The sequence below is a fragment of the Bradyrhizobium sp. UFLA05-125 genome (assembly GCF_059803515.1).
The window spans coordinates 51,565-73,734 of record NZ_JBANBJ010000012.1; the positions used below are offsets into that span (position 1 = coordinate 51,565).

The window sequence follows — 22,170 nt, forward strand, 5'->3', positions numbered from 1 at the left end:
GGCGAGATCTGATGCGTGCCTCGTCCGGAACGGCGCGGGTACCGTCGGTGTCTTGATCGCAGTCGCCATCCGATCGGTTCATGCGCTTCACATCCTCGGAATATCTTGAGCGCAAGAGTTCATCGATCCGCCGTCGCGTGGGTCCGGCGGTCGCATCGTCCCGTCGATGAGAGTTGATCACGGCCGCGGATCGAGGACGCCATTTCTGTAAATGCACACTAACGACAAGCAGAGCGACGATTGGCGATGGATGCCAGCGACAATTCGGTTGGCACGCCGCTTAGCGCACTTAACTTGCCTGGCACGTCAAATCCGGGAAACTACCGCTCCTTCGGCGAAGTCAACAAAAAAGATCTGCCTTTTGGCGACACCAGTGTCGGCACGTGGGCCGAGCACTAGCCGGGGTATCGGGCAAACTACAGTGTGGACATGACGCTGGCGCAGCAGGTCATTTCCACCGTGTACGATCAACATCTCGCGTTGGATACTGCGCAGCCCTACGTCGATGTGAACTGGAACGCGCTGCCCGACCTGATGATCACGATCGGCGCCAAATACGCCTCTGTCAACCGCAGTTATGATTCGATGGTCGATCCCAATACACGGGGGCCGTTGAGTTACGCCAGACCTGGACGAAGGTTCTGCCGTCGCTTGCCGCAGATTACAAGCTTTCATCCAACTGGTCGATTTATGCGCAGGCCGCAGAAGGCGTTTTGACTCCGTCCTACGCTCTGCCCAGCGCTGGGAATATCCAACCTGAAACCCACCCGGAACTATCAAGTCGGCACGAGCTACCAGAGCAAGGCCTTCACGCTTGCAGGCGACGTCTACTACATCGATTTCCAGAATATGATCGGGTCACCAACGATCGACGGCATTACCAACTACTTCAACCAGGGCGGGGTGATCTACAGGGGTGTCGAGCTCGAAGGAACAGTCTCTACATCGGTAATGGCTTCAACGTTTTCGACAACGGCAGTCTCAACAGTGCCAAGAGTATTCAGACGGGGCAATGGATCGCTGAGGCGCCGAACGCGACCCTCGCAGCCGCTAGGCGCTTAACGACTGCGCTGCAGTTGGGCTGCACGCGCACGGTTGCTGATGCTTTACGTCCGCGACGGTTCTGAGCATGCTCGCAACGCCGCGTGCCCATTGCAATTCTCTGGTGCTATCGACCGAATGAACGCTGATACGAAAGAAGCTCCGTGATGCCGTCATTGCCCCTTTTTCCGCATGATTGAGAGAGCCCAAATACGATTGCGGGCATTGTCACGAGCAATGCGCTTGCCAATTGCCTCATCGAAGTTTTCCGGCGATGCCGCAGCGCTTTCGCCAATGACCAGGAAGCCATTGCGGAGCTTGAGCGCACAAACTGTCATCGTCGCGCCCGGGAAACCTGAATGACGAGCATCTTGATCCGCTTTCCAGAAGTGCGCTGCAACGAACCCCTATGCATTGACAGATCGATCCTCAACCGTCGGTCGGCGACCCCGCGACTTATCGCTTTGCGCTGCGTCCTATCGCGTCGAGTCCCTTGTCACGCTCTTGCCAAGCGTCGCCACTAGTTCCGCCCGAGCGGATGATTCTTTTGGATGACGACTGTGGAGAGTGCTCCAGTCGGCACTCAGAAGAGCCAGTCAGCCGGTTTCGACCGTCACACAAGGCCAGATCAGCGGAGAGAGTCCGGCACCCGGCCGCGCGGCTCTCGAGCCTAACGAACTGTCTCGGCTTGCTGGCATGACGTCCACAAGTGCGAGCCGGCCCTTCGGGAAAATAATGCGTAAGGGAGGCACATTTTGAATGAGCTCGTCGCGCCGGAACATGGGTTCTTCCCGCCGTCGGGCGTCATCGCATCTTGCGGGACATCACATCGAATTATTCGATTAACGTCATCCCCTTGTTGTCGCCTCAATGCGATGGAGCGGCGCCAACGTTCCTCCTGTTCTCGGGGTTAATATGCGAGTTGAGATAAACGGCACCGACATTTCTAGCGCACGCAGCCCGGCTGCCAAACCTGTTGTCAGCCTTCGGACCAGTGCAAAGCAAAAGGGGCTTGTTATCGCACTGTCCCTGGCAGCTAGTCTTGCTGGCAGCTCCACGCTGGCCCAAGCGGCTAACGTGTCCAATTCAAAAAGTGACGCTGCGGATGATGTTGCCGAAAGAAGAGCGCAAAAGACGATCGCTCCGGCGGCAGAACTCAAGAACGGCCGTGAAAAAAAAGAAGCAGCGAGTCGCGTCGGCAACTCGGCGCTAGCGCAAGCTATCAGGACGCCTAATTCAACGAGCGACAATGCGAATGGAGTAGGCAAAAGCAAAGCTCAAGAAAAGGCTGATCGGTTCGCAAGATTCGACAAGCTCGCCGTAAAAGGCAGGTGGCTCAGCGTGCCCGGTGCCGCCGATACGATAGATCCGGATATCGGCGGCTTCAGATCGGCGCTGGCAGACGTCGGAATCGGTTACGTGGGCTGGACGCAGAACAGTTTTGCATACAATGTTCTACCAAACGCAGCCAAGAGCACCATCGCCAATCAACTATATAACGGCCAGAATCCGACATTTAATACCGTAAACTACCTGTGGGTCACCTATGATCTCAGTCGATTTGGGATTCCCGATGGTCAGATCGTCGTGTCGGCCGAGCAGCAATCCTGGACGTGGCAGCCCGGAGGCCCAGATCGAGTGGGCATCGATACAGTTTCCTACTATCAAACTCTTTTCGACAAGACGGTCGAACTCAAGTTCGGCTATCTCCCAAATCAAAATGAGTTTGCAGGCACAGTGGTCGGAGGAAACGCTGGAGCAAACGTTTTTGGACCTTCGTCGAACGTCCTGTACCAGGGGGGCATGAGCAACAACCCCGCGCCGACGCCAGCTATCGTCGTGAAGTACAATTTTGATGATCGACTGTATAACAAAGGCACGATTCAGCGCTCTCTCAGTCCAGACGGTCAAGTTGCACAGATAACCCAAAATCCCACGGGCTTAAACTGGAGCACGGCTAACGCCGGCGTTCTCTTGCTTGATGAGACTGGCTATAAGAACAAGGCTGCTCCCGGGTTACCGGAAACGTGGCTACGGGCGGGCGTTGGATTCAACAACAGCAACTACACGAACCTGGCGCATCCGACCCAACCGAGAGCTAACGAGAACAATTTCTACTACGTCGCCGCCGACAGGCAATTCTGGCAGACCGATGTCCAGGGCTTGGCAGCTCGCGGTATCTATGGCGGATTTTCGGTGATGGGGGCTCCGCCTGATCTGAACAAGGTTAGCCAATATTATGAACTTCGTCTTTATGCAAAGGGGCCTTTTGACTGGCGTCCCACGGACATGATTTCTGTTGTTGCCACTGATACCGTCTGGAGCAACTTTGCGGTGGATGCTGCCGCAGCGAAGAGGAGTCTCGTCCATACCGACAGTAAAGCAATTTCTGGAACCTATACCGCACACCTTGCACCAGGAATTTATGCAAACGTAGGCCTAACATACATCGATCACCCGACGAGCATTACATACACACCCCAAACGGGCCACGCTCTGAATTTTTCCTTCTCTACGACAGTGTTCTTCTAGGCTCTCAGGGCTGGGGCATCATCGGGGACGCCAGGCGCAGCACTGCTTGATCTTGTCGCTGCGTCCCCGACCCTTCTTAAGGTGCACAGGGCCGAGCTTCGTAATAGCGTGCAACTTTGACGACGGGCCAGGGTCGGGGAAGGTGTAGCAGGACAGTCTGGCTGGGAATCGTGAATCCTGATTGCCACGGCTTTCTCGGCCTCGACCATTGCGCCCTTGATGACGACGGCTTCAGCTCACTTGCGCGACATCGCGTCGGTCGTTTCGATCGAATGACCGTTTCGATGCTCGTCCCAATGGGCACTCTTGATCGTTTCAATGGAGGGATCCGAAAGAAGGTAGACTGCGAACTCGACGCATGACTGTCTTGGTCACAGCGAGGAAGCTCATCATCTCAGCCCATGGCGTTGCCAACGAGTTTGCAGCGGTACGCCGTCGCCGGATCAGCCCATATCCAAAGGGTGCGGCTCAAGTGCAGATCACCCAGGTCGAGTGCGCGAGCTCGTCAAAAGACGAATACAAAGTCGAACTAAAATCGGTTTCGTGAAGCCAGACTTGCTTGGACCGGCTCGTGAACGTCATCGAAATTGCGATGGCGCCTTTTCGCTGGTCCACGTCGATATAGGCCGCCTGCGGAAGATCCCTCCAAGCTCATCAAGGCACGCTACGATTAGATTTCATTTGAAGACAAGGGCCAGCGTGCATGCCGGTTGACATCAAAACAAACCTAGACAACTATATTTAAGGACCGGCCAACTGTTCGACTGACGGCTGCGCCGCACACGAAAGTCTTAGCAGGAGCACTGAATGACCGATTTGACCTTCACACCGCTCAGCGATTTTCTCGGCGCCGATGTCAATGGATGGGATCACGAGACCAGTTCGCGCGCCGACATCGAAGCTTTGCGTGACGCACTAGCCAAGTATCGGCTGCTTCGCGTGCGCGGTCTGGAACTGCCGCCCGCGTCTTTCGTCGCAATCGCCAAGAGTTTTGGCCCGGTTCGAGCGCTCAAGCGCGCCAGCTTGGAGGGCGCGCATTTTCAGGAATTCCCGCAGATCAAGATCGTAGCGAATGGGAGCGCCCATGGAACCAAGATTGGTGACGGTGACGCAGCTGAAAACAGTTGGCACACCGACGGCACCTATCTGCAGGTCCCGACCACTCTGACCTTTCTTTATGGTCGCAGAGCGCCATCCTGTCCGCCCCGCACCGTCTTCATGGACTTGGCCCAAGCCTATCGCCAGGCGCCAGAGAGTCTTAAGTCCCAAATCGTGGGCCGCCGCGCCATCCACTACTCGCCATACAACCATGACGAGGCAGACGCCGAGCGGTTGGCCGCAATGACCGACCCGTCGCAGCGCAAGCGGATCGGGCCGTGGTGGCCGCTCGTGGTCCGCGATCCCGCTTCTGGCGCTCCGTGTCTGATGCCGCCGCGGCAAACGGACTGCGTCATCGAAGGCCTGGATGATGCGGACAGCCGGACCTTGGCGACGACCGTTTGGGATTTCCTGCTGTCGCCGGAACGATCTTTGGGTTGCATTTGGGGTGCGGCGATCCTGCCCGGAGACCTGCTGCTGTGGGACAACCGCTTCACCCTCCACATGCGCGAGGCGTTCGATGGAAGCCAGGAGCGGTTGCTGTGGCATACCTCCACTTTTGGAGCCTCCTTCGAGGCTTTCCAATCATGACCCCTGAAGCTTGGCCCGTTGCCACGGCCGATCTCTGCGACCAACTCGGCGAAGCGGCGCAGATCATCGCTTTACCCTGGCGTGCCTACGGCGGCCGAGCAACCTTTTGTGGGCGCGCGGCGACCGTCCGTACAGACGATGACACGACGCTCATCCGCGGGATTTTGGAAGGCCCTGGTAAGGGGCGGGTATTAGTCATCGACAACACCGGCCGGCTTCATCCCGCCGTCTTCGGTGGACGCTTCGCGCGGCTGATGCAGTCGAACGGATGGGCGGGGGCCGTAATTCATGGCGTCTTGCGCGACACCGTTGAGGTCGCCGCGACCGCGATCGGCTGTATCGCCCTGGGCTCGAGCCCGCGACGCCCCTTCAAGAAAGGCAGGGATGAAGGGGGAATCCAGCTTGACATTGCAGGCGTTGCTGTCCGTCCAGGAGATTGGGTAGCGGTGGATCCCGACGGGGCGGTCGTCGTCGCTCTTGAGGAGGCCTGAAGAATCAGAGGTCGAGCACAACGTCAATGCGGCTGCCACAGGCTACGGTGACGCCGAAAAAGACCGGCGCACCCGCGTGATCGACATTGAGCGCGTCGAATTGCAGTACCGGCTCCGTCCTCGCCATCTTTAACTGACTGGCTTCGGTCGGCGTGGGTAGTCGCGTGCGCAATCGGACCTGGCCCCTCCTGTGCTCGCCTACCCCGACCGCGTCGAGGAACTCCGTCAGCGTAAGGCCGGTATTGTCGCCGGCCTGCAGAGCAGCCAATGCGGCTTTGGTGTCGGGAAAGCGCTTGGTCGGGAAATAGGCCTGCCAGACGTGAATCGGTACGCCGTTCGCCTCGCCGAGCAAGGTCGCTAAGACAGTGAGCTGACCCTTTTTCAGCTTCAGGGCGGAGGCGATCAATTGGGGTGGCGCGGTTTCGGCGAAGAACAGCAATCTGCGGCTTGGCACACGAGAGTTGGCAATCAGGTTCTCCTCGAAGCGGACCTTTAATCCTAGACGATAGACTAAGGCACCTTCCACGACGAAAGTGCCCCGCCCCCGCTCGGATCGTACCAAGCCCTCGCCAGCGAGGTGGGTGAGCGCGCGGCGGATGGTATGCCGATTGACACTGTAGCGCTTAGAAAGCTCCTCGTCCGTCGGCAGTTGGACCCCTGGTGCCAAGCCGCCTTTGTCGATCTGATGGATCAGGTCGTCCGCGATTTCACGCCAAAGCGTCACAGTCAGCTCACAATTTTGGTCGCCTGCTTAAACCTATTCAGCTAGGTTTGCCGCACGTCAAGTGGTTGCGAAGTCGCTTGATCTAAAAATCGCATCGCCAGGTTTTGGGCCGCCGGCGAAGGCAGGGCGAAAGGGTACAGAGGAGAATCGGAATGCCTCCGACGCCACTTCTGCCCAATGGCCCACACGCAGCCGCTCGCTCGCGCGGGATGGCTGTCACGATCATGTATCGGCCATCCGTTAATCCGGCCACCGTAAGAGGGCATTGCAGCATCTCCCGCTTGAGATGACCTGCGAGCCGCAATCGAGCTCGGTTCAATATCAGTTCGGCGGGAGAGCAGGGGGTGCGATCTTTTTGCGGCTGAGATGCGCGGCGCGGACTAGCCTTCCCAGGGCACCCCGAGGATGAATAGTTCATCGCCAAGGTCGGTCAGAGCGACTGAGCGTATTGCGAACACCGTCCCCGAATCTCGGAAATGCGCGACAGCGGGCGGTCGCCACGGCGTTCGCGGGAAGTGGATCGCGCCGGCACGCTGACCGGCTGTGACCGTCGCGCCAAGCTCGACAAATGGCTCAAACAGTCCGGTCTCCTCAGCGTAGACATATCGTCGGGTCGGCAGGCGAGTCATCAGTGGTGTCGGGGGTGGAGCCGGCACATCTGTCAGCGGGCGCGTGACCACGCCAAGATCGAACAACAGGCGCCGCAGCCCCTGTTCGGCCAGGCGGAGCGCATCAGGGGATACGCGACCTGCGCCCCCAAGTTCAGTTGACATGTGCGAAACGCCGGCGCGTTCGCAGGCACCAAACAACTTTTGGTCGTTGCCCATCAGGCCTTTCACGATGATGCTTGTCGGCATCCCAAAGACCCTCAAGAAATGCTGCCCGCGTGCGAGACGAGCGGCATCGGCGGAATAGAAGATGTGCGCCGAGGGAACGAATTCAGACGAACAGCCGCCCGAATGGAAGTCAAAGACGTGATCGACCCGGGGAAGCAGTTCATTCTCGATATAATGGGCCATCATCCGGGTTGGGCTGCCGTTCGGATCACCCGGAAAGCTCCGGTTTAGATTGCCATCGTCGAGGGGCGAGGTGCGGCGCCCGGCATAGGCGGCCGGTGCATTGGCGGCAGACAAGATGAGGATCTTCCCACGGACGTCGCTGATTTCGAGTTCGCGCAGCAATTTCATCAGCATGACCTGGCCCTCGAATTCGTCGCCATGGTTGCCAGCCATTAGGAGCACGCGCGCGCCGTCGCCGTTTTTGAAGCGAGCGATCGGAATTGGAATCCAGCTAGCACCGTGGAGGTGACGCGAACTTGGCAGTCGGAGATAGCCTTCAGCCTTGCCTTCACCATCCAGGTCAATGTCGGTCCAGATGCGGCTCCGACCTTGCGGGTATTCATCACCGGCATTGAATAGTGCCTGCGTCATGAGGGTTCTCCTAACAGTTCTATGGGATCGAGTTTCCGACGAAGGCTTAGTCGCGCGACATGTTCTACGGCTCTCGAATGCGGCCTGCCCAGGTCGGACTTGCCCGCGACATGGTGCGGGTCAGGTCGATGAGTTCTTCGAACGCGTAGAGCGGCGTTGGATTCGTATTCAGCTGCTAGCTTTATGGTCTTGTGCTGCGGTTTGGTTCGAGGATATCTTTGATCTCCGTCTGCAATCGTCGAACCTCAACGATAAGGTGCGCCATTTGGTCCACTGTTGCTTTCGCGCCCGCTTTTCCGACAAAAAAGAAATGACCTCCGGGGACCTCCCGATAAAGCCGATTAGGAAGCTCGCGGGTCAACTCTCGCAGATATTCCCATTGTTTGGCTTCCAATTCTGAGTGCGCCGCGATAGCCCGGATCATCTGCACGTTGAAAAAACTCCAGGCGCTCTGATCGCCGAACGCGTGCCCTTCATCAGATCTATCGGTGGGTGCGATCGTGGCCGTCAGTGGAAAAGAGGCAAACTGAGTGGCCCTCATATCGGCCTCGGCCGCTTCCTTGTCCCAAATTACCCCGAGCTTGGTGTAGCGCTGTGCAGAGCCTCGGAGCATGATCGGAGTGTTACAAAGATAATCGCGCAAATAGATCTCTTCGTCGAGAAGCTGCCGACCGTTACGCCGCGCTTGATCCGCCAAACTCCAGAGGAAGCGCTGAATATGACTATCTCGAATGCCGTCCGGCGCCGAAGCGGTGGTTCGCGCCCACAAGCCGCTAGGTGTAAGCGGCTCGCCGCCATGCTTGACCAGACTGAGACCTGGAAGTGGAGACGTAGCGGACAACGAAATAAAGCAGACGACCTCAATTCCCTGTTCCAAAAGTCTCGCGTTGACCGCTGCGGCCGACCGCCCTGCCATGCTCCACATGGCGACGATGACCGGACGATTTGGAGTTTTTTGTAGAACCTCGGCGGTTGCCGTCGCAATCCATTGCGCCCAACCGTCAATCGTGAGAGTGGGGATGATCGCGTCGATGGCTGGATGGTCACTGGGATAAGACAACGCCGCCAGTCCGATCCCTCGTTCTTCGAGCCAATAGTCCAGAAAATCAAAACGAGAAGACGTCGGGTCACCATATGCAATGCGCCCCAGATGCGCGCCGCCCGGCAGAAAGATGACGAGAGGCTGATCGTCGTGACCTCTGCGCAGATATCTCAGGCCTGCGACGCCGGTACGTAGCAAGCGCTCCTCGCCGGCGAACCAGATCGTGTCAGCCTTTTCTCTTGTCACAGCTATGCTTCGCTCGCACATCATTGCTACCGGGAAAGAGAGAATTTGGGAGTCTACTCAACCATCATCAATTTCATTTCATTCAGCGGAGGTCTGCCGAGTGATAGCGCTTGCGATCGGATGCCGGCCGCGCAGGCTTCTCAGTGAGGCAGAAGACTCTCGACGTCTTTCCTCAGGCTTGAAAGAGCTGCGGCAGGATCCTGCTTCTGCGAGACGACGAGTTGGCAACAGTCTTCAATGAGCCTGCCGATCTTTGAGTTGTTCTCGCCTGGGAACGCGTACCAACCGGTCATCATCGGAATGCGCTGATTAGCGACGCGGTGTTGGGGGTGTTCCTCGAAAAATCTACCAAGCCCGCTGAAATCCTCCATTGCTGCGGTATTCACCGATGCATAGCCGGTGGTTTGAACCATGATGCTTTGACCGACCGGTCCCACCGCGAACTTGATGTATTCCCAGGCTGCTTTCTGCTTCAAGGGATCATCGGCCAGGATGACGATGGCGTTTCCGCCGGCGGGAAGTCTGACGCTCGTCGAAGAGACCGGAAATGGTCCGACTTCTACATCGAATTTGCCTGCCGCCGATTGCTGGTAGCCACTTAGCCCACTGCTTGCGCCGGAGATGATGCCTAGCGTGCCAGCCCGAAACGCCTGCCGAGCCTGGTCTGTGTCGAACGCCGGCTGGCCTTCCCTCCCAAGGCGTTGCAATAGTTGCAGGGCCTGCTGGCCCGCCGGCCCATCGAACTCGATTCTTTTTTCGTCTTCACTCATCATTCGGCCGCCAAAGCTGCCCACGAGCGTTTGAAAAGACCAGCCGCGATTGGTGTGTTCGACATAGACACCGCTGTAACCCGCTCCGAGGGCACCGATCTTCTTGCCGAGTTCGATTACGCCATCCCAGTCGGCAGGCAAGCTGTTGGGGTCCCCGCCGGCCTTCTTGACGAGATCTGCGTTGTAGAAGAGCACCGGAATAGAAATCGCAAAAGGCAAGCCATAGATTTTGTCGCCGTAGGACGCCCATGACGTGATGGCGTAAGGAACGCCAATCGTCTTCCAAGCCGGATCGTCCGCGATGAAACCACTGAGCGGCACTGCAATTCGGCGATTGGCCAAACGCCGGATCTGGTTCAATCCCTGGTGAGAAACATCAGGGATTTGCTTCGTTATGCTCTGCCTCAACGTTTGCTGAACGAGGTCGTCGTAGTCGGCGAGGGGAAGATCAAGAACGACCTTGATATCTGGACGCGTATCCATGAAACGCTTCGCAAGCGCCTCATAGAGGTTTTTAAGCGAGGCTGGCGCATAGGAAACCCGGATCGTTGTTTGGGACTGCGCAACAGCCTTTAAAATCGGCACGGCGGCTACAACCGTTGCTGTCGAGAGAAAGATCCTGCGTGAAAGTAGCATCGGCCTGCTCGATTAGTCTATTATTTGACCGCTCCCCCCGTCATTCCTTCGATGAACCACTTCTGCGCGGCAAGGAAGGCGATGACGAGGGGTAGCACGACGAGGGTTGAGGCGGCCATTAGGGGACCATAGTCGTTGCCGGCTTCTTCGTTTTTGAAGGCCATGATGCCGAGCGGTGGCGGCATCAGTGACTGGTCACGTACCGCGATCAGCGGCCAGAAAAGATCGTTCCAGTGGCCGACCACCGAAAAGATCGAGAACGCTATGATGGCCGGCACTGCCATCGGCACCATGATCCTCCAAACGATGGCGGTTTCTGAGAGACCGTCGAGCCGCGCGGCGTGAACCACGTCATCTGGAATAGTCTTGAAGAACTGCCGGAACAGGAAGATGCCGAAGGGTGAGACGATATAGGGGAAGATGAGCGCCGCATATGTGTTGAGGATGCCGAGTTGGTAGCCGAGGATGAACAGCGGCAATGAGAGCACCTGGTGTGGCAGCAGCAGACCGACGAGCACCATGGCGAAAAGCAGACCACGGCCAGGAAACCGCAGCTTGGCGAGCGCATAGGCGCAAGGGGCGCAGACGAGGATCTGAAGGCCGAGGATCAAAGCGCATACAATCAGGCCGTTGCCCATATAGCGCAGCAGCGGCGCTTCGGTCAGCGCCTTGGCATAATTCTCGACGCCATAGAATTGCGAAGGCCAGAAGGAGAAGGACGCGCGAAAGATCTCGCCCGGCGGTTTGATCGACAGTGACACCATCCACACGAAGGGGACAAGAGTAAGCGCTCCAGTGACGAGCAGCAGGGCATGTCGAAGAATAGCGGCCGGCGGCGACAGACGATGGCTGGTGGCGCTCATTGGTAGTGCACCTTCCTGTCAATTAGGCCCGCCTGAACGAGGGTAAGCGTCACGACGATGGCGAGAAAGACGACGGCAACGGCAGCACCATATCCTGTACGCAGATACTCGAAGCTCTCGCGATAGAGCGTGTAGAGCAGGACTTCGGAGGCGTGGCCGGGCGCGCCCTGGGTTAGCACTTTCACGGTGTCGAAAGACTCGAATGCCCTTAGAGCCACGACGATGACCACGAACATCGAGACTGGCCCGAGCAGCGGCAGTGTGACAGTGCGCAGCCGGTCGAGCCAAAGCTCGGCGCCGTCGACATCAGCAGCATCGTAGAGATCCTGCGGGATGTTCTTAAGACCGGCGAGAAACAAGACCATGGCGTACCCGAGGTTCTGCCAGATGCCAATGACGGCCAGGACCAGGAGTGCGGTATTCTCGTTGCGCAGCCAGTTGGCGGTTGGCAGGCCCATGGCGGCGAGGGTCTGGTTGACGAGGCCGATCGTGGGATGCAGAAGCGCTTCCCAAGCAATGGCCATAGCCGTGAGCGTAGCCATGAACGGTAGAAAATGGATGGCACGGTAAAACGAGCGACAGGACTTTCCGCGTTCGATGAGAAGCGCAATCAGAAGACCAAGGACGACAGTGCCGGGTACGACGATTAGAACATACACGACAGTGTTGAGCAGTGAGCTCCTGAAGCCCTCGTCAGCGAAGACCTCGCGAAAATTGGCAAGACCGACGAAGGAAAGAGAACGCGCTCCAAACTGCCAGTCGGTCAGCGCGATAACAAAGACGCTGATCACCGGCAGGAAGAACAGAACGAGGAGGAAGAAGACGGCTGGCCCGGCCAGCATCCAGGCCGCCAGCGCTTGCGTGAAGGCCCGTCTGCGGGCTGATGCGGCGGCGGCCCATCGGAACATTCCAACGGTACCGGTCGCCGCCGGCTTATCGGAGGCGCCAGAAAGAGCAATATGCTCGTTCATCGGGCGATTTCCCGGATCAGTGTGACTGATCCCCGGCCGGAGTTCCGGGGCATGCGCCGCCCGTCACGGGCAAAGAGAAGCACGCGGTCCGGCCTGACGCCTACGTGCAAGGTCTGGCCGGGGGCGATATGAGGCGCCCGTTCGGCGAGCAGCCTTGCGTTCAGAGGGTGATCGACGCCCGCCAGATCGAGGTGGACGAACAGATCCGAGCCCATATGCTCGATCATGCGCACTGAACCGGTCAATGCGCCCCGGCCGCCGTGGTCGGCGAGATGAAAAGCCTCCGGGCGGATGCCAAGAGTGAGCGGAGTGCCGGCGAGTGCATCGGTCTCGATCGAAAGCGTCGATCCGGCTACATCGATCAGTCCGCGTTCCCGCACCACGCCGTCGAGCACGTTAATCTTGGGTGAGCCGATGAATTCGGCGACGCGCCGGTCGTCCGGATCGGCATAAATATCCTGCGGGGGAGCGACCTGCAACAACTCGCCATCGAGCATCACCGCCACTCGGTCCGACAGGGTCATGGCCTCGGCCTGGTCATGGGTTACATAGATAAAGGTAACTCCGAGCCGCTGGTGAAGCTCCTTGATCTCGGTGCGCATTTGCACGCGTAGCTTGGAATCGAGGTTGGATAGCGGTTCGTCCATCAGGAAAACGGTCGGATGGCGTACCATCGCCCGGCCGACCGCCACGCGCTGGCGCTGGCCACCGGAGAGCTGTCCTGGTTTGCGGGCCAGCAGGTGGCCGATGCCCAGCAGCGTGGCCGTACGGGTGACTTCCGCATCGATCTGGGCAGCGACTCGTGCTGTTCCTGGCAGCAAGCGACCGAGAAGAGGGAGCCTCTGGAAGGTCGAGAGCCTACGCATCCGAAGCGGCAGCGCCATGTTGGAGGCGACCGTCATATGGGGATAGAGCGCGTAGGACTGGAACACCATGGCCACGTCCCGTTGCTTTGGCCTGAGGCCGTCCACGACCTGCTCGCCGATCGAGACGGACCCCACATCCTGCACTTCGAGCCCCGCAAGGATGCGCAGCAGTGTCGATTTCCCGCAACCCGAGGGACCCAACAGCGTCAGGAACTCACCATTCGCTATGGATAGCGAAACGTCCCGCAAGACTGATGTGGATCCGTAAGTCTTTCGGATGCTGTCAATCAATACCGATGCCATAACCGTTATTTCCACATGTTCGTGACGTCTTTGCGGAGCTCGAGAATGAAATGCACCTAGTTTGGACGATTGTTGCGCGAGGCCTTAGAGACTCGAATTGCTACAGCCGAATGACGCTAATCGCATAATTCGATATTAATTTGCTAAACCGCGATGACTTGATTAAGGGCGCTTGGGGGATGAAAGTGTCGGATTAGCAAGAGCCGTCGCTGAATGAGGTACGTACTTTGGTAGAGATCGCTCTCAAACCGAGCTTGATACGAGCGGCAAAAGCTGCGGCATCATCCGACCAGAGTTCGACCAGCAGTGATCTCACGGCGATGGAAACCTATCTCGGCTGAAGGCTGAACAAGTGCGGGGCCGAAACAGCGGATTCATGTACTTCGGTCGGCGCTTCGCCGACGCCCTAGTCGAGCTAGCGAGAAGGGATGCGGGCGTCGCGGATACACCAAGGCAGAGGCAGAGGCCGACGCGAACCGCACCGTCGTGTGCACCTCACTCTTTTCGGTCTAAGTCTTTAGGCATGTTCGCGCGAGATCGGACGAGCCGCGATCGACGTCATCAGATCCCTGTCGAACTGTCGGACGTGCGCTCTTGCCGGGAACGAGCAGCGCCGATGACAACGTCAGCCACACATAGGCACACCGATAAGATCTTGCGAGTAGAGATTTTTCGAAAGCCCACGCTGATCAAGTGCTTCCGAGGCTTCGCTGTTAAGATTGACAGCGTCAATCGTCGAGTTCTCCACCGAAAGATGATCGATGATCGCTGTGCGTCGGTACATCCATAAATCACTATAAGGATATCAGTGCACTGTACTTTTCTACGAGTCCGGCGGGCTGCCAGCCGAGCTTCGCTTCGCGCAGGCCAGGAATTCCAAGATCCTGCTCTCGATTGAGGAACCTTGCTTCGGCTGCAATTTCTCCCGCGAAGGCATGAAGAACGTACTGGTAGGCGCCCTTGAACTCCCGCAAAGCCTTTTCATAGTGTTCAACAAACATTTCAGAGTTGAGCCGTTCACCGATGGCAAAAGCCACTAGCGTCTGATCTATCTCCACTACCACTCCCCTAATTGCCAAAGAGTCAAAGTGCTGAAAAGCAGCCTTAACGGCGGCGGTCTCCTCCGCGGCCGAACTTCGGTCGGCCTCCTGCTCGCTTAGCCATCTCTCTTGAAGCTGGATGCAAGCTGCCGCATCGCATGTCTGCAGCGATCGCACTCTCGGATTGAGACCGGAAAACCTCTTGATCTTGTTTCTCTTCACTTCGAACTTCTTGCCCCTCAACGTTGTCAACTCCTCGATGTTGTAATAGTAGTCACTGTTGTCACGATCGAATACGATGGGGACGCTTCCTGAAAGATCATCCGAAAGGGCCTTTGGAATCCTCACCCATTGATACGTTCGGAGTCCGGGAAGCGGCTCCAACATGATTTTCTTCGGATGCTCGCCTATCGGTGGAAAAAATTGCGGTTCGGTGTCGGATTTGCGCTGATAGGACACCAGGAGGTGATCATGATATACACAGAACTGGTGTCTCTTCGTGCCGGCCCAGCACAGGATGTTTGCAAATGTCATTTCAGAGCATTTGGGAGGATACTCGGCAAAGTAACGATCGAACTTGATTTTATGCCCAATCGATACCGCTTGCATCTCGTCAAAGATGCTTTTCATGGCTGTCCGTTTCCGAAGATGGTGCATTCTGATGGACCACGCCATGGTGAGCCCCCCTGCAAGCAGTCATCATCGCATGCACCACCTTCCGGGATGCAACTAAACGACGCCGCTGCCGCCACTTCAATCTACCGACTCTGGTAGTCAATATCGCTGGCAAGTTATTCAAGCGCTTAGAAGCGGCTTCAGGTACGTAACGGCAGCCGCAAGCGAGCGCTTGATGACGATCGCATTCTAGCGTACCGAAAGAAAGGAATGGCGGATTGATCAGGCGGAGCTTGCTTAGCCCCTCGTTCTTTCAGGGCCTGCGGCGTCCCTAGTCGTGCTAACCTTCGTCAGAGAGCTCAAGGACGGTGACTGCACTAACACCGGCGAAACGCCTTCGACTGCTCGACGATTACGATCGCAGTCTGGCGTAGTTAGAATGGCGACTTGATCAGGTGGGACCGGCTTTGTCCTGTGTCGGATCAAGGCTCCCCGCGTCATACGATTCGAGACTGACTTCCTTAAGAACGCTCGATCCGCTGGAGAGCCGCCGTCCGAGCGCTTCGACGAAGCGATCGTAGCGTTCAGCGCCCTTGGCGCGCGCTGCAGGGCTCGACTGCTCCGGTAACGCTGGGGTCGCCGTCAACCAGAAGCGGATGAACAGGGCAATCGTTTCCAGCGTAACACCGTCATTACGCTCAAGGCGCTCGAGCACACGGACGATCCGGTCGAGTCGCTTGGCTATCGCTGCTTCCCGCCGCTCGGACTCATCGGGAGACAGGAAGGAGGCAATGGCGGCCTCGGCAACCAGCGACTTCGGCTTGCCCTGACGTTTTGCGAATGCCTCAAGACTGCGAAAGATCTCTGGATCAAGATAGATGCTGAGCTGGACCTTCTTCATCTCAGCCCCTCAAAGGCCCATCTTATCGTCTGGGTCGAGGCTGACCGAACGTGCCAGCCCCTGCATCGAGCGGTTGAGGGGCGTCGCTTGCGCGGCATCAGCATCGCTGTCATCGAGCCCGGCATCGAATTCGTTGTCGGCGCGCGGCGCTGTGATCACGACCTCGTCCTGCTGCGGCAGTTCGGGCTCGCGGCGAATGCCGCCGTTCGCATCGCGAACGTTGCGCTTTAACGCGGTAAGCAGATCGATCGAGGGCGGAATCGGTGTGTGGCCCGACCAATCGTCGGGCTGCGAGATCAAGCCGACTGGAATGCTGCGCGACGTGCCTAATATCCGGCTTTGAAACTGGAGATCCTCGTAGTACCGCACCTTGTGGGCGCGCACGGGATGCACGCCCGAGACCATCACAATGGCCTCGTTGGGCGAGAGCTGCATGACTTCCCCGGGTGTGAGCAGCGGACGCGATGTTTCCTGACGGCTGACCATCAAATGGCCGAGCCATGGCGAGAGCCGATGTCCGGCATAATTCTTCATCGCGCGCATTTCAGTTGCGGTTCCGAGCGCGTCCGACACGCGCTTGGCCGTACGCTCATCGTTGGTCGCGAAGGCAACGCGGATATGGCAATTGTCAAGGATCGCGTGGTTCGCCCCATAGGCGCGCTCGAGCTGGTTCAGGCTCTGGGTGATGAGAAAGCTGCGGATGCCATAGCCTGCCATAAAGGCGAGCTGGCTCTCGAAGAAATCAAGCCGGCCGAGGGCTGCGAACTCATCGAGCATCAGAAGCAGCTTCTGGCGCCGTCGGTCGGTATCGAGGCTCTCTGTCAACCTCCGCCCGATCTGGTTGAGCACAAGACGCATCAGGGGCTTTGTCCGTGCGATGTCGGATGGTGGCACCACAAGGTAAAGCGAGATCGGTCGGGACCCGTCGACAAGATCGCGAATGCGCCAGTCGCTGCGCCCCGTGACCTTGGCAACAACCGGGTCGCGGTAGAGCCCCAGGAAGCTCATCGTGGTCGACAACACGCCGGAACGTTCATTTTCACTCTTGTTGAGGAGCTCCCGTGCTGCCGACGCCACGACCGGATGAACACGCTCTCCTAAATGGGGCGTCGCCAACATTGCATTCAAGGTCGTTTCGATCGGGCGCAACGGGTCCGACAGGAAGTTGGCAACGCCGGCAAGCGTCTTGTCTGGTTCCGCATAGAGGACGTGGAGAATTGCCCCGACCAGCAGGGAATGGCTGGTCTTCTCCCAGTGATTGCGACGCTCAAGCGCGCCTTCGGGATCGACAAGAATGTCGGCAATGTTCTGGGCGTCACGGACCTCGCAGTCGCCGCGGCGAATCTCGAGCAGTGGATTGTAGGCCGCGCTCGCCGGATTGGTCGGGTCAAAGAGTAGCACTGGCCCAAAGCGGGCGCGCCATCCGGAGGTCAGCTGGAAGTTCTCGCCCTTGATATCGTGGACGATCGTGGAGTTCGACCAGGTCAATAGTGTCGGAATGACAAGGCCGACGCCTTTGCCGGAACGTGTCGGGGCAAAGCATAAGACATGCTCGGGTCCATCGTGCCGGAGGTAGCGGCCATCAAAGAGGCCGAGCACGACGCCATCTAGCCCCAGAAGTCCCGCACGGCGAACCTCCCGCGCATCCGCCCAACGGGACGACCCATATGTCGTCACATGCTGAGCTTCCTTTGCCCGCCACACCGAGAGGAAGATGGCAACGCCCACGGATGCGATCCCGCCGCTTGCGGCGATGCACGCTCCCTTGACGAAGATGACAGGTGCGTAGGCGTCGAACTCGAACCACCAAATGAAGAAGGCAGCCGGTTGGTAGATGGGCCAGCCCGCGATCCTGAACCAGGCAGGCCCGAGTTGCGGCTGGAAAGCCAGACGCCAGGCCGTCCATTCGGTGGCCGCCCAGAGGAAAGCGAGCACGACCATCGAGACAAAGAGCAGTTGACCCCAAAGAATCTTCGTCGCGGGCATGGCCAGAATTGATGCGCACCGCGAGGGCGCCATTCAACGGCAGTCGTTTCGAGGTCGCGGCGCTGCGCAGCATGGCGAAGAGATCGGCGGGTCAGAGCGAAAGGTCGCGCTTGCGCCCAAAACTCCAGTCAACAGCGCCGGGACCCGCGATGCCGCTGACCTGTTTGCCCAGCTCACGCTCCAGCGACGGGACCCAGGGCACGAGCTGGAAGCCTAGCCCGTTGTCGATCATGGCAAAGCGACCCGAGGCGAGCGAAATCCTTTGGCGGTAGACCCCCGCGATGGTCTCTCCCGCCTCAGCGGGCAAATGCGCCAGCCCAGTTTCGGAGGCTAGGCGCCGGCCCACGGTATCGAGCTCACGGCTACGCAGAGTGCCGATCAGGTTGCGGCCTAGCGTGACTTTGTCGCCATCCCGGCGGGCAAGCCCCTGCTCTACTAGCGCATCGATCCGGCGATCGAGCGCGGACCGAACCTCGGCGCCGAATCCACCACGCGCAAGATCGACGGGCGCACGATCAACCAGGCGCCGATCGAGCCAGGTCGCCCCTGCCGAAGCCACCTGCTGGTCGAGATTAAGGTCCGAGCGGACGGCAAGCGCGATTCGCTGCCGGTCCCTCGTGTCCTCGAAGCGACGCAGCTCGACAATACCGCCAATCGGCCCGTCACCCGTGGCGTCGATGTCGGGGAGCCTAAGGTGATGCACGCGCCCGTCGATCCCGTCGACAACGGCAAATGCCGATCCCTTAAGCTCATCATCAAGCCCGCGGCTGATAAGGCGGCCGATGACAGGACCGCCATGACGTTCCCCCTCAAGCGCCCAGGAGGATGGCGCACGAGATGCACCGTCCTTCGCGAGTGTCTTGTGCAGCCGTTTGATGATATCGCCGCGCTCCCCAAGCGCACGCAAGCGCAGCTCCAAATCAGGGGCGAGAACCCAGCGCGCGGGGCCGGCGGGCTCGGCGAGCCCCAGCCGCTCAAGCGTCCGCATCCGGCCAATCCGGATCTCACGCAGCGGGTCGGACCCATCGCCACGCTCTGGCCGCAGATCGATCACACCGTCCGTCCGTCCCGCTTCCCGGGCAAGCGCGCGGTCGAGCCGGGTCCAGCGTTCGGCCGCCACCTCTGCCTCAAGGCCGCGCCGAACCTCAAGCTCCGATCGGGGACCAAGCTCGCGCGTGACTAGATCACTTGCGCGGGCCCGCAGGCCTTTGCTGATATAATCGCGGCTGATCACAAGGTCGGAACCGTCGTCGGCCCGGCCCCGGACCAGGATGTGAATGTGGGGGTGCTCAGTATTCCAATGGTCTATGGCGACCCAGTCAAGCCGTGTACCGAGATCGCGTGAGGCCTGGTCCATCAACTCGCGCGTAAAGCTCCGTAAGCTCCCCAGTTCGCCGGCGTCATCCGGCGAGACGATGAAGCGGAAATGATGCCGATCGTTCTCACAGCGCTCAGCAAAAGCTCGGCCATCTGCGCCATCTCCGGCAGCATCGAATAGCTCGCCACGCGATCCGTCACGGGTGACGCCGTCACGCCGCAGGTAACCGATATGGGCCCGCAGGCTGCCTGGCGAGCGCATCCGCCGCACGACACGCGCCTTGACCATGGCACTGCGGCCGCGATCTTGCAGGAGCCGGTTGGCCCTAAGGGTCGCAGCGCGCCCACGCCCAAACCTGCCGCCACGACTGCCGGCACGACGTGAAAGACCGCCAGCCTTTTGCGCGGCTTGCAAGGCTTGCGCCAGGAAGGGCTTTGCTCGCGGCCAGCGTGTCGAGCGAATTTGGCCTGGGCGAATGCGGAAATCATCGTTGCGCGTCATCTTGGCCCCCGCAATGTGTGGAAAGCCGAGCCAAAACAGCGTCGTGGCGAAAATGACAAGTTGTGCCGGATCTTCGCAAGGTTTGGAGCGTATCTGAATTCACTAGCAATTCTCACCCAACCGACCGGCCGCACCTTGCGGCTTTTATCCTGCCATCCGCGGTCGACCATTCCCTGCTCGTCCCCTAACACTCTCCAACGCGCGACAAACTTCGACAACACGCGACGAAATGCGATTGCGATCATCGGGACACCGCTTTGGTTGATCGCGGCACAAAGAGCCCGGTCGCACCCGGTACGAAGACAGGCCTTCCTGTGTTCGCCGGGTCGTTCGGAGTGTTCATCGAATGCAGAGCTGATGTCGATCCGGCATCAGCCGACGAGCTGTCGGAGCGGTCATAGAATAATGCTGCCTGCCGCCACGGAAGGATGCGTCGGATGGCATACGCCGCATGCTCGTTCCGCTCAATGCCGATCAATCTGACGAGCCTTGCAACGTAAACCTGGGTTTCCTGGGGTAGTGGTCGCCCTGTCGCCAGATGCGCCTCGTAACGCTCTGGGCCCGCGTTATAAGCTGCGAGAAATCCTTGCCATCCAAACCGGTCGAGTATCTCGCGAAGGTAGGCCGTACCTGCGAGAATGTTGTCGCGAGGGTCAAAGGGATCGACACCCAGGTTGTAGCGAAGGCTGAGGTCGACCCAGGTCTGGGGCATGATTTGCATCAGCCCCAATGCTCCCCGGGACGATACGGCGTCTTCGTTTCCGCTGCTCTCGACTTGCACGACGGCACGGATCCACTGTTTCGGGATCGCAAATCGGCGGGAGGCTTCGGCCATGAAGGCTGCATATGCATCGACATGCAGGGAGCTGAGCGAACGAGAACCAAGCGCCGGGATTGCGGTCTCAGCCCAAGCTTCGGACGACAATTCGAGGGCCAGCAGAGCTCCTAAAACCCAAGCCGCAATTGCAAAGATTGACACGCGCGCGCTTGCGCTCGCGAATGTGAGAGGTAGAAGATTCAGCCGCTGAGTACCAGGCGATCGCCGACAAGCACAGCGCACGATCTTCTTCAAAAGTCTGGCCGAGACGGGGCAATGGTGCAGCGATCCACCAACCGACGAGACTGCATATCCACGGAGCGGGTCCAACAAGATCAGTCTCCCTTTGTCGATACGGGCAGTGCTTGTCCGATGACGGCGGATGCCGGAATTGGCCCGAAATAGCGCCCATCGAACGAGTCCGCCGACTGCCAGTTCATGAGAAAGACTTCGTCTGGCGGTATGAGGCGGCATCCGAGCCAAACCGGCAGCGGACGGCCACGTGCATCGCGCTCCCGCGCCTGACCCATCTCGATGCCGTCGACGGAAACGACGAGGCCATTTCTGCAGACGGTTTGCCCCGGCAACGCCATGACGCGCTTGAGCATGGGAACACCGATCGGCAGATAGCCGTTCAAGTCCATGAAGGTGGCAAGCGGCTCGGGCGGGCGAACCGCCACGAGCTCAGTCACAGTCAATCGTCGCGATGGCTGCAGACGATAGAGGCCGATCGGAACACTTTCTGAAGCATTCCAGATGTACGATGGAGCTGCATCTCTGTCCGAGCACAACGCGAGAGCTGCCGATCCGCAGATCGCGAGAATAATCGTCAGCCGTCCCATCAGAGGCCCCGTCTTCGACGGTGCAGCCAAGCCTGGTGGCGCGCTCGGGTGTAGGTTCGCGGGGCTTCGTTGACAGAGAGACGGTTGTGAACGTGATGCCAATAGTCTGGCGCAGCATCGGCCGGATTGATCTCAAGTGCCTCAACCGCATCGATCAATTGCAGTGCGCGCTCGACTTTTGTCCATCCTGACAATCGCAGCAGACTTTCCCCGCCGGGATATACCCAAGGGACAGTTGAATATCGCTGCCGCGGCGCCGCGGCGCGCAGAATGTCGATACGCGACAGAACGGTTCCAAAATCGTTGGACGTCCAGCGCACGAACGCGAAAATGCTGCCGGCAGCAAATGAAAGAACGCGGCGATGGTGGTCAATGATCTTTTCCGATACGGGCCGGCCGAACCGAATTCGGTTCTCGATTCGCCCTTTGACCCACAAGAGTTCGACAGTTGTGACATCGCTCATTTGACGGCTCCTTTGTTCGGAGACGTCTCTGGTTCGCGCCAACAGACGCGTATCCGCTGGCCCGCGGCTGCAATAACGTTGG

20 protein-coding genes and 1 pseudogene are annotated in these 22,170 nt (G+C 58.9%); 6 read left to right on the forward strand and 15 right to left on the reverse strand.

What is annotated here, in order from left to right:
• Positions 1-246 precede the first annotated feature (246 nt).
• Genes SO156_RS14190 through SO156_RS14200 form a run of 3 tightly spaced genes read left to right on the forward strand, consistent with a single transcriptional unit; the run spans position 247 to position 1,062 of the window.
• Complete coding sequence (locus SO156_RS14190; protein WP_498535207.1) at positions 247-399, forward strand: hypothetical protein; 153 nt, start codon at positions 247-249, stop codon at positions 397-399.
• A gap of 24 nt (positions 400-423) precedes the next feature.
• A complete protein-coding gene (locus SO156_RS14195; RefSeq protein WP_498535208.1) occupies positions 424-717 on the forward strand; it encodes a hypothetical protein in 294 nt (97 codons plus the stop codon).
• A gap of 39 nt (positions 718-756) precedes the next feature.
• A complete protein-coding gene (locus tag SO156_RS14200) occupies positions 757-1,062 on the forward strand; it encodes a TonB-dependent receptor (RefSeq protein WP_498535294.1) in 306 nt (101 codons plus the stop codon).
• Between the two features lie 152 nt (positions 1,063-1,214).
• Here the strand turns inward: SO156_RS14200 and SO156_RS14205 are convergent.
• Positions 1,215-1,385: pseudogene (locus SO156_RS14205) on the reverse strand (Gp49 family protein); the annotation flags it as partial.
• A 571-nt stretch (positions 1,386-1,956) separates the two neighbouring features.
• Here SO156_RS14205 and SO156_RS14210 point away from each other — a divergent pair.
• The 3 genes from SO156_RS14210 to rraA all read left to right on the forward strand — a co-directional run bounded on the left by SO156_RS14210 (position 1,957) and on the right by rraA (position 5,753).
• The gene (locus SO156_RS14210; protein WP_498535209.1) at positions 1,957-3,573 is read left to right on the forward strand and encodes a carbohydrate porin; all 1,617 of its coding nucleotides are present in this window, start codon (positions 1,957-1,959) and stop codon (positions 3,571-3,573) included.
• Between the two features lie 807 nt (positions 3,574-4,380).
• Positions 4,381-5,262 carry a TauD/TfdA dioxygenase family protein gene (locus SO156_RS14215; RefSeq protein WP_498535210.1) on the forward strand — a complete coding sequence of 294 codons (882 nt, stop codon included), beginning with the start codon at positions 4,381-4,383 and terminating at the stop codon, positions 5,260-5,262.
• On the forward strand, positions 5,259-5,753 hold the full coding sequence (gene rraA, locus SO156_RS14220; RefSeq protein ID WP_498535211.1) for a ribonuclease E activity regulator RraA: 495 nt from the start codon (positions 5,259-5,261) through the stop codon (positions 5,751-5,753). Before SO156_RS14215 ends, rraA begins: the two co-directional genes overlap by 4 nt.
• A 4-nt stretch (positions 5,754-5,757) precedes the next feature.
• Here rraA and phnF read toward each other — a convergent pair whose 3' ends face one another.
• From phnF to SO156_RS14290, 14 genes are all read right to left on the reverse strand, one after another.
• Positions 5,758-6,477 (reverse strand): phosphonate metabolism transcriptional regulator PhnF, encoded by a 720-nt coding sequence (phnF, locus tag SO156_RS14225; protein ID WP_498535212.1) that lies wholly within the window; start codon positions 6,475-6,477, stop codon positions 5,758-5,760.
• Between the two features lie 380 nt (positions 6,478-6,857).
• Entirely contained in the window at positions 6,858-7,907 is a 1,050-nt protein-coding gene (locus SO156_RS14230; RefSeq protein WP_498535213.1) for a succinylglutamate desuccinylase/aspartoacylase family protein, read from the reverse strand.
• A 181-nt stretch (positions 7,908-8,088) separates the two neighbouring features.
• Positions 8,089-9,195 carry a hypothetical protein gene (locus tag SO156_RS14235; RefSeq protein ID WP_498535214.1) on the reverse strand — a complete coding sequence of 369 codons (1,107 nt, stop codon included), beginning with the start codon at positions 9,193-9,195 and terminating at the stop codon, positions 8,089-8,091.
• A gap of 140 nt (positions 9,196-9,335) precedes the next feature.
• Positions 9,336-10,601, reverse strand: a complete 1,266-nt coding sequence (locus SO156_RS14240; protein ID WP_498535215.1) for an extracellular solute-binding protein — start codon at positions 10,599-10,601, stop codon at positions 9,336-9,338.
• Between the two features lie 20 nt (positions 10,602-10,621).
• Positions 10,622-11,464, reverse strand: a complete 843-nt coding sequence (locus SO156_RS14245) for a carbohydrate ABC transporter permease (RefSeq protein ID WP_498535216.1) — start codon at positions 11,462-11,464, stop codon at positions 10,622-10,624.
• Positions 11,461-12,372, reverse strand: a complete 912-nt coding sequence (locus tag SO156_RS14250) for a carbohydrate ABC transporter permease (protein WP_498535295.1) — start codon at positions 12,370-12,372, stop codon at positions 11,461-11,463. Before SO156_RS14250 ends, SO156_RS14245 begins: the two co-directional genes overlap by 4 nt.
• 59 nt (positions 12,373-12,431) lie before the next feature.
• Positions 12,432-13,604, reverse strand: a complete 1,173-nt coding sequence (locus tag SO156_RS14255; RefSeq protein WP_498535217.1) for an ABC transporter ATP-binding protein — start codon at positions 13,602-13,604, stop codon at positions 12,432-12,434.
• Positions 13,605-14,398: 794 nt separating this feature from the next.
• A complete protein-coding gene (locus SO156_RS14260) occupies positions 14,399-15,274 on the reverse strand; it encodes a DUF2156 domain-containing protein (protein WP_498535218.1) in 876 nt (291 codons plus the stop codon).
• 436 nt (positions 15,275-15,710) lie between these two features.
• Positions 15,711-16,160: a CopG family transcriptional regulator gene (locus SO156_RS14265; RefSeq protein ID WP_498535219.1), complete on the reverse strand. Its 450-nt coding sequence runs from the start codon at positions 16,158-16,160 to the stop codon at positions 15,711-15,713.
• A gap of 9 nt (positions 16,161-16,169) precedes the next feature.
• Positions 16,170-18,146, reverse strand: coding sequence for a conjugal transfer protein TraG (locus SO156_RS14270; RefSeq protein ID WP_498535220.1), 1,977 nt, complete (start codon positions 18,144-18,146; stop codon positions 16,170-16,172).
• A gap of 91 nt (positions 18,147-18,237) precedes the next feature.
• Positions 18,238-19,965, reverse strand: a complete 1,728-nt coding sequence (locus SO156_RS14275; RefSeq protein WP_498535221.1) for a relaxase/mobilization nuclease domain-containing protein — start codon at positions 19,963-19,965, stop codon at positions 18,238-18,240.
• 241 nt (positions 19,966-20,206) lie between these two features.
• Positions 20,207-20,944: a lytic transglycosylase domain-containing protein gene (locus SO156_RS14280; protein ID WP_498535222.1), complete on the reverse strand. Its 738-nt coding sequence runs from the start codon at positions 20,942-20,944 to the stop codon at positions 20,207-20,209.
• Between the two features lie 173 nt (positions 20,945-21,117).
• Positions 21,118-21,624 carry a S26 family signal peptidase gene (locus tag SO156_RS14285; RefSeq protein WP_498535223.1) on the reverse strand — a complete coding sequence of 169 codons (507 nt, stop codon included), beginning with the start codon at positions 21,622-21,624 and terminating at the stop codon, positions 21,118-21,120.
• Positions 21,624-22,088 carry a DUF2840 domain-containing protein gene (locus SO156_RS14290; RefSeq protein WP_498535224.1) on the reverse strand — a complete coding sequence of 155 codons (465 nt, stop codon included), beginning with the start codon at positions 22,086-22,088 and terminating at the stop codon, positions 21,624-21,626. Before SO156_RS14290 ends, SO156_RS14285 begins: the two co-directional genes overlap by 1 nt.
• Positions 22,089-22,170: the final 82 nt, after the last annotated feature.

Excerpts from the sequence above, each read along its gene's own strand:
- SO156_RS14265 (WP_498535219.1), bottom strand. The coding sequence starts at position 16,160 with ATGAAGAAGGTCCAGCTCAGCATCTATCTTGATCCAGAGATCTTTCGC.
- SO156_RS14230 (WP_498535213.1), bottom strand. The coding sequence starts at position 7,907 with ATGACGCAGGCACTATTCAATGCCGGTGATGAATACCCGCAAGGTCGG.
- SO156_RS14285 (WP_498535223.1), bottom strand. The coding sequence starts at position 21,624 with ATGGGACGGCTGACGATTATTCTCGCGATCTGCGGATCGGCAGCTCTC.
- SO156_RS14255 (WP_498535217.1), bottom strand. The coding sequence starts at position 13,604 with ATGGCATCGGTATTGATTGACAGCATCCGAAAGACTTACGGATCCACA.
- SO156_RS14275 (WP_498535221.1), bottom strand. The coding sequence starts at position 19,965 with ATGACGCGCAACGATGATTTCCGCATTCGCCCAGGCCAAATTCGCTCG.
- SO156_RS14210 (WP_498535209.1), top strand. The coding sequence starts at position 1,957 with ATGCGAGTTGAGATAAACGGCACCGACATTTCTAGCGCACGCAGCCCG.
- SO156_RS14245 (WP_498535216.1), bottom strand. The coding sequence starts at position 11,464 with ATGAGCGCCACCAGCCATCGTCTGTCGCCGCCGGCCGCTATTCTTCGA.
- rraA (WP_498535211.1), top strand. The coding sequence starts at position 5,259 with ATGACCCCTGAAGCTTGGCCCGTTGCCACGGCCGATCTCTGCGACCAA.
- SO156_RS14215 (WP_498535210.1), top strand. The coding sequence starts at position 4,381 with ATGACCGATTTGACCTTCACACCGCTCAGCGATTTTCTCGGCGCCGAT.
- SO156_RS14270 (WP_498535220.1), bottom strand. The coding sequence starts at position 18,146 with ATGCCCGCGACGAAGATTCTTTGGGGTCAACTGCTCTTTGTCTCGATG.
- SO156_RS14250 (WP_498535295.1), bottom strand. The coding sequence starts at position 12,372 with ATGTTCCGATGGGCCGCCGCCGCATCAGCCCGCAGACGGGCCTTCACG.
- SO156_RS14240 (WP_498535215.1), bottom strand. The coding sequence starts at position 10,601 with ATGCTACTTTCACGCAGGATCTTTCTCTCGACAGCAACGGTTGTAGCC.
- SO156_RS14190 (WP_498535207.1), top strand. The coding sequence starts at position 247 with ATGGATGCCAGCGACAATTCGGTTGGCACGCCGCTTAGCGCACTTAAC.
- SO156_RS14260 (WP_498535218.1), bottom strand. The coding sequence starts at position 15,274 with ATGAAAAGCATCTTTGACGAGATGCAAGCGGTATCGATTGGGCATAAA.
- SO156_RS14290 (WP_498535224.1), bottom strand. The coding sequence starts at position 22,088 with ATGAGCGATGTCACAACTGTCGAACTCTTGTGGGTCAAAGGGCGAATC.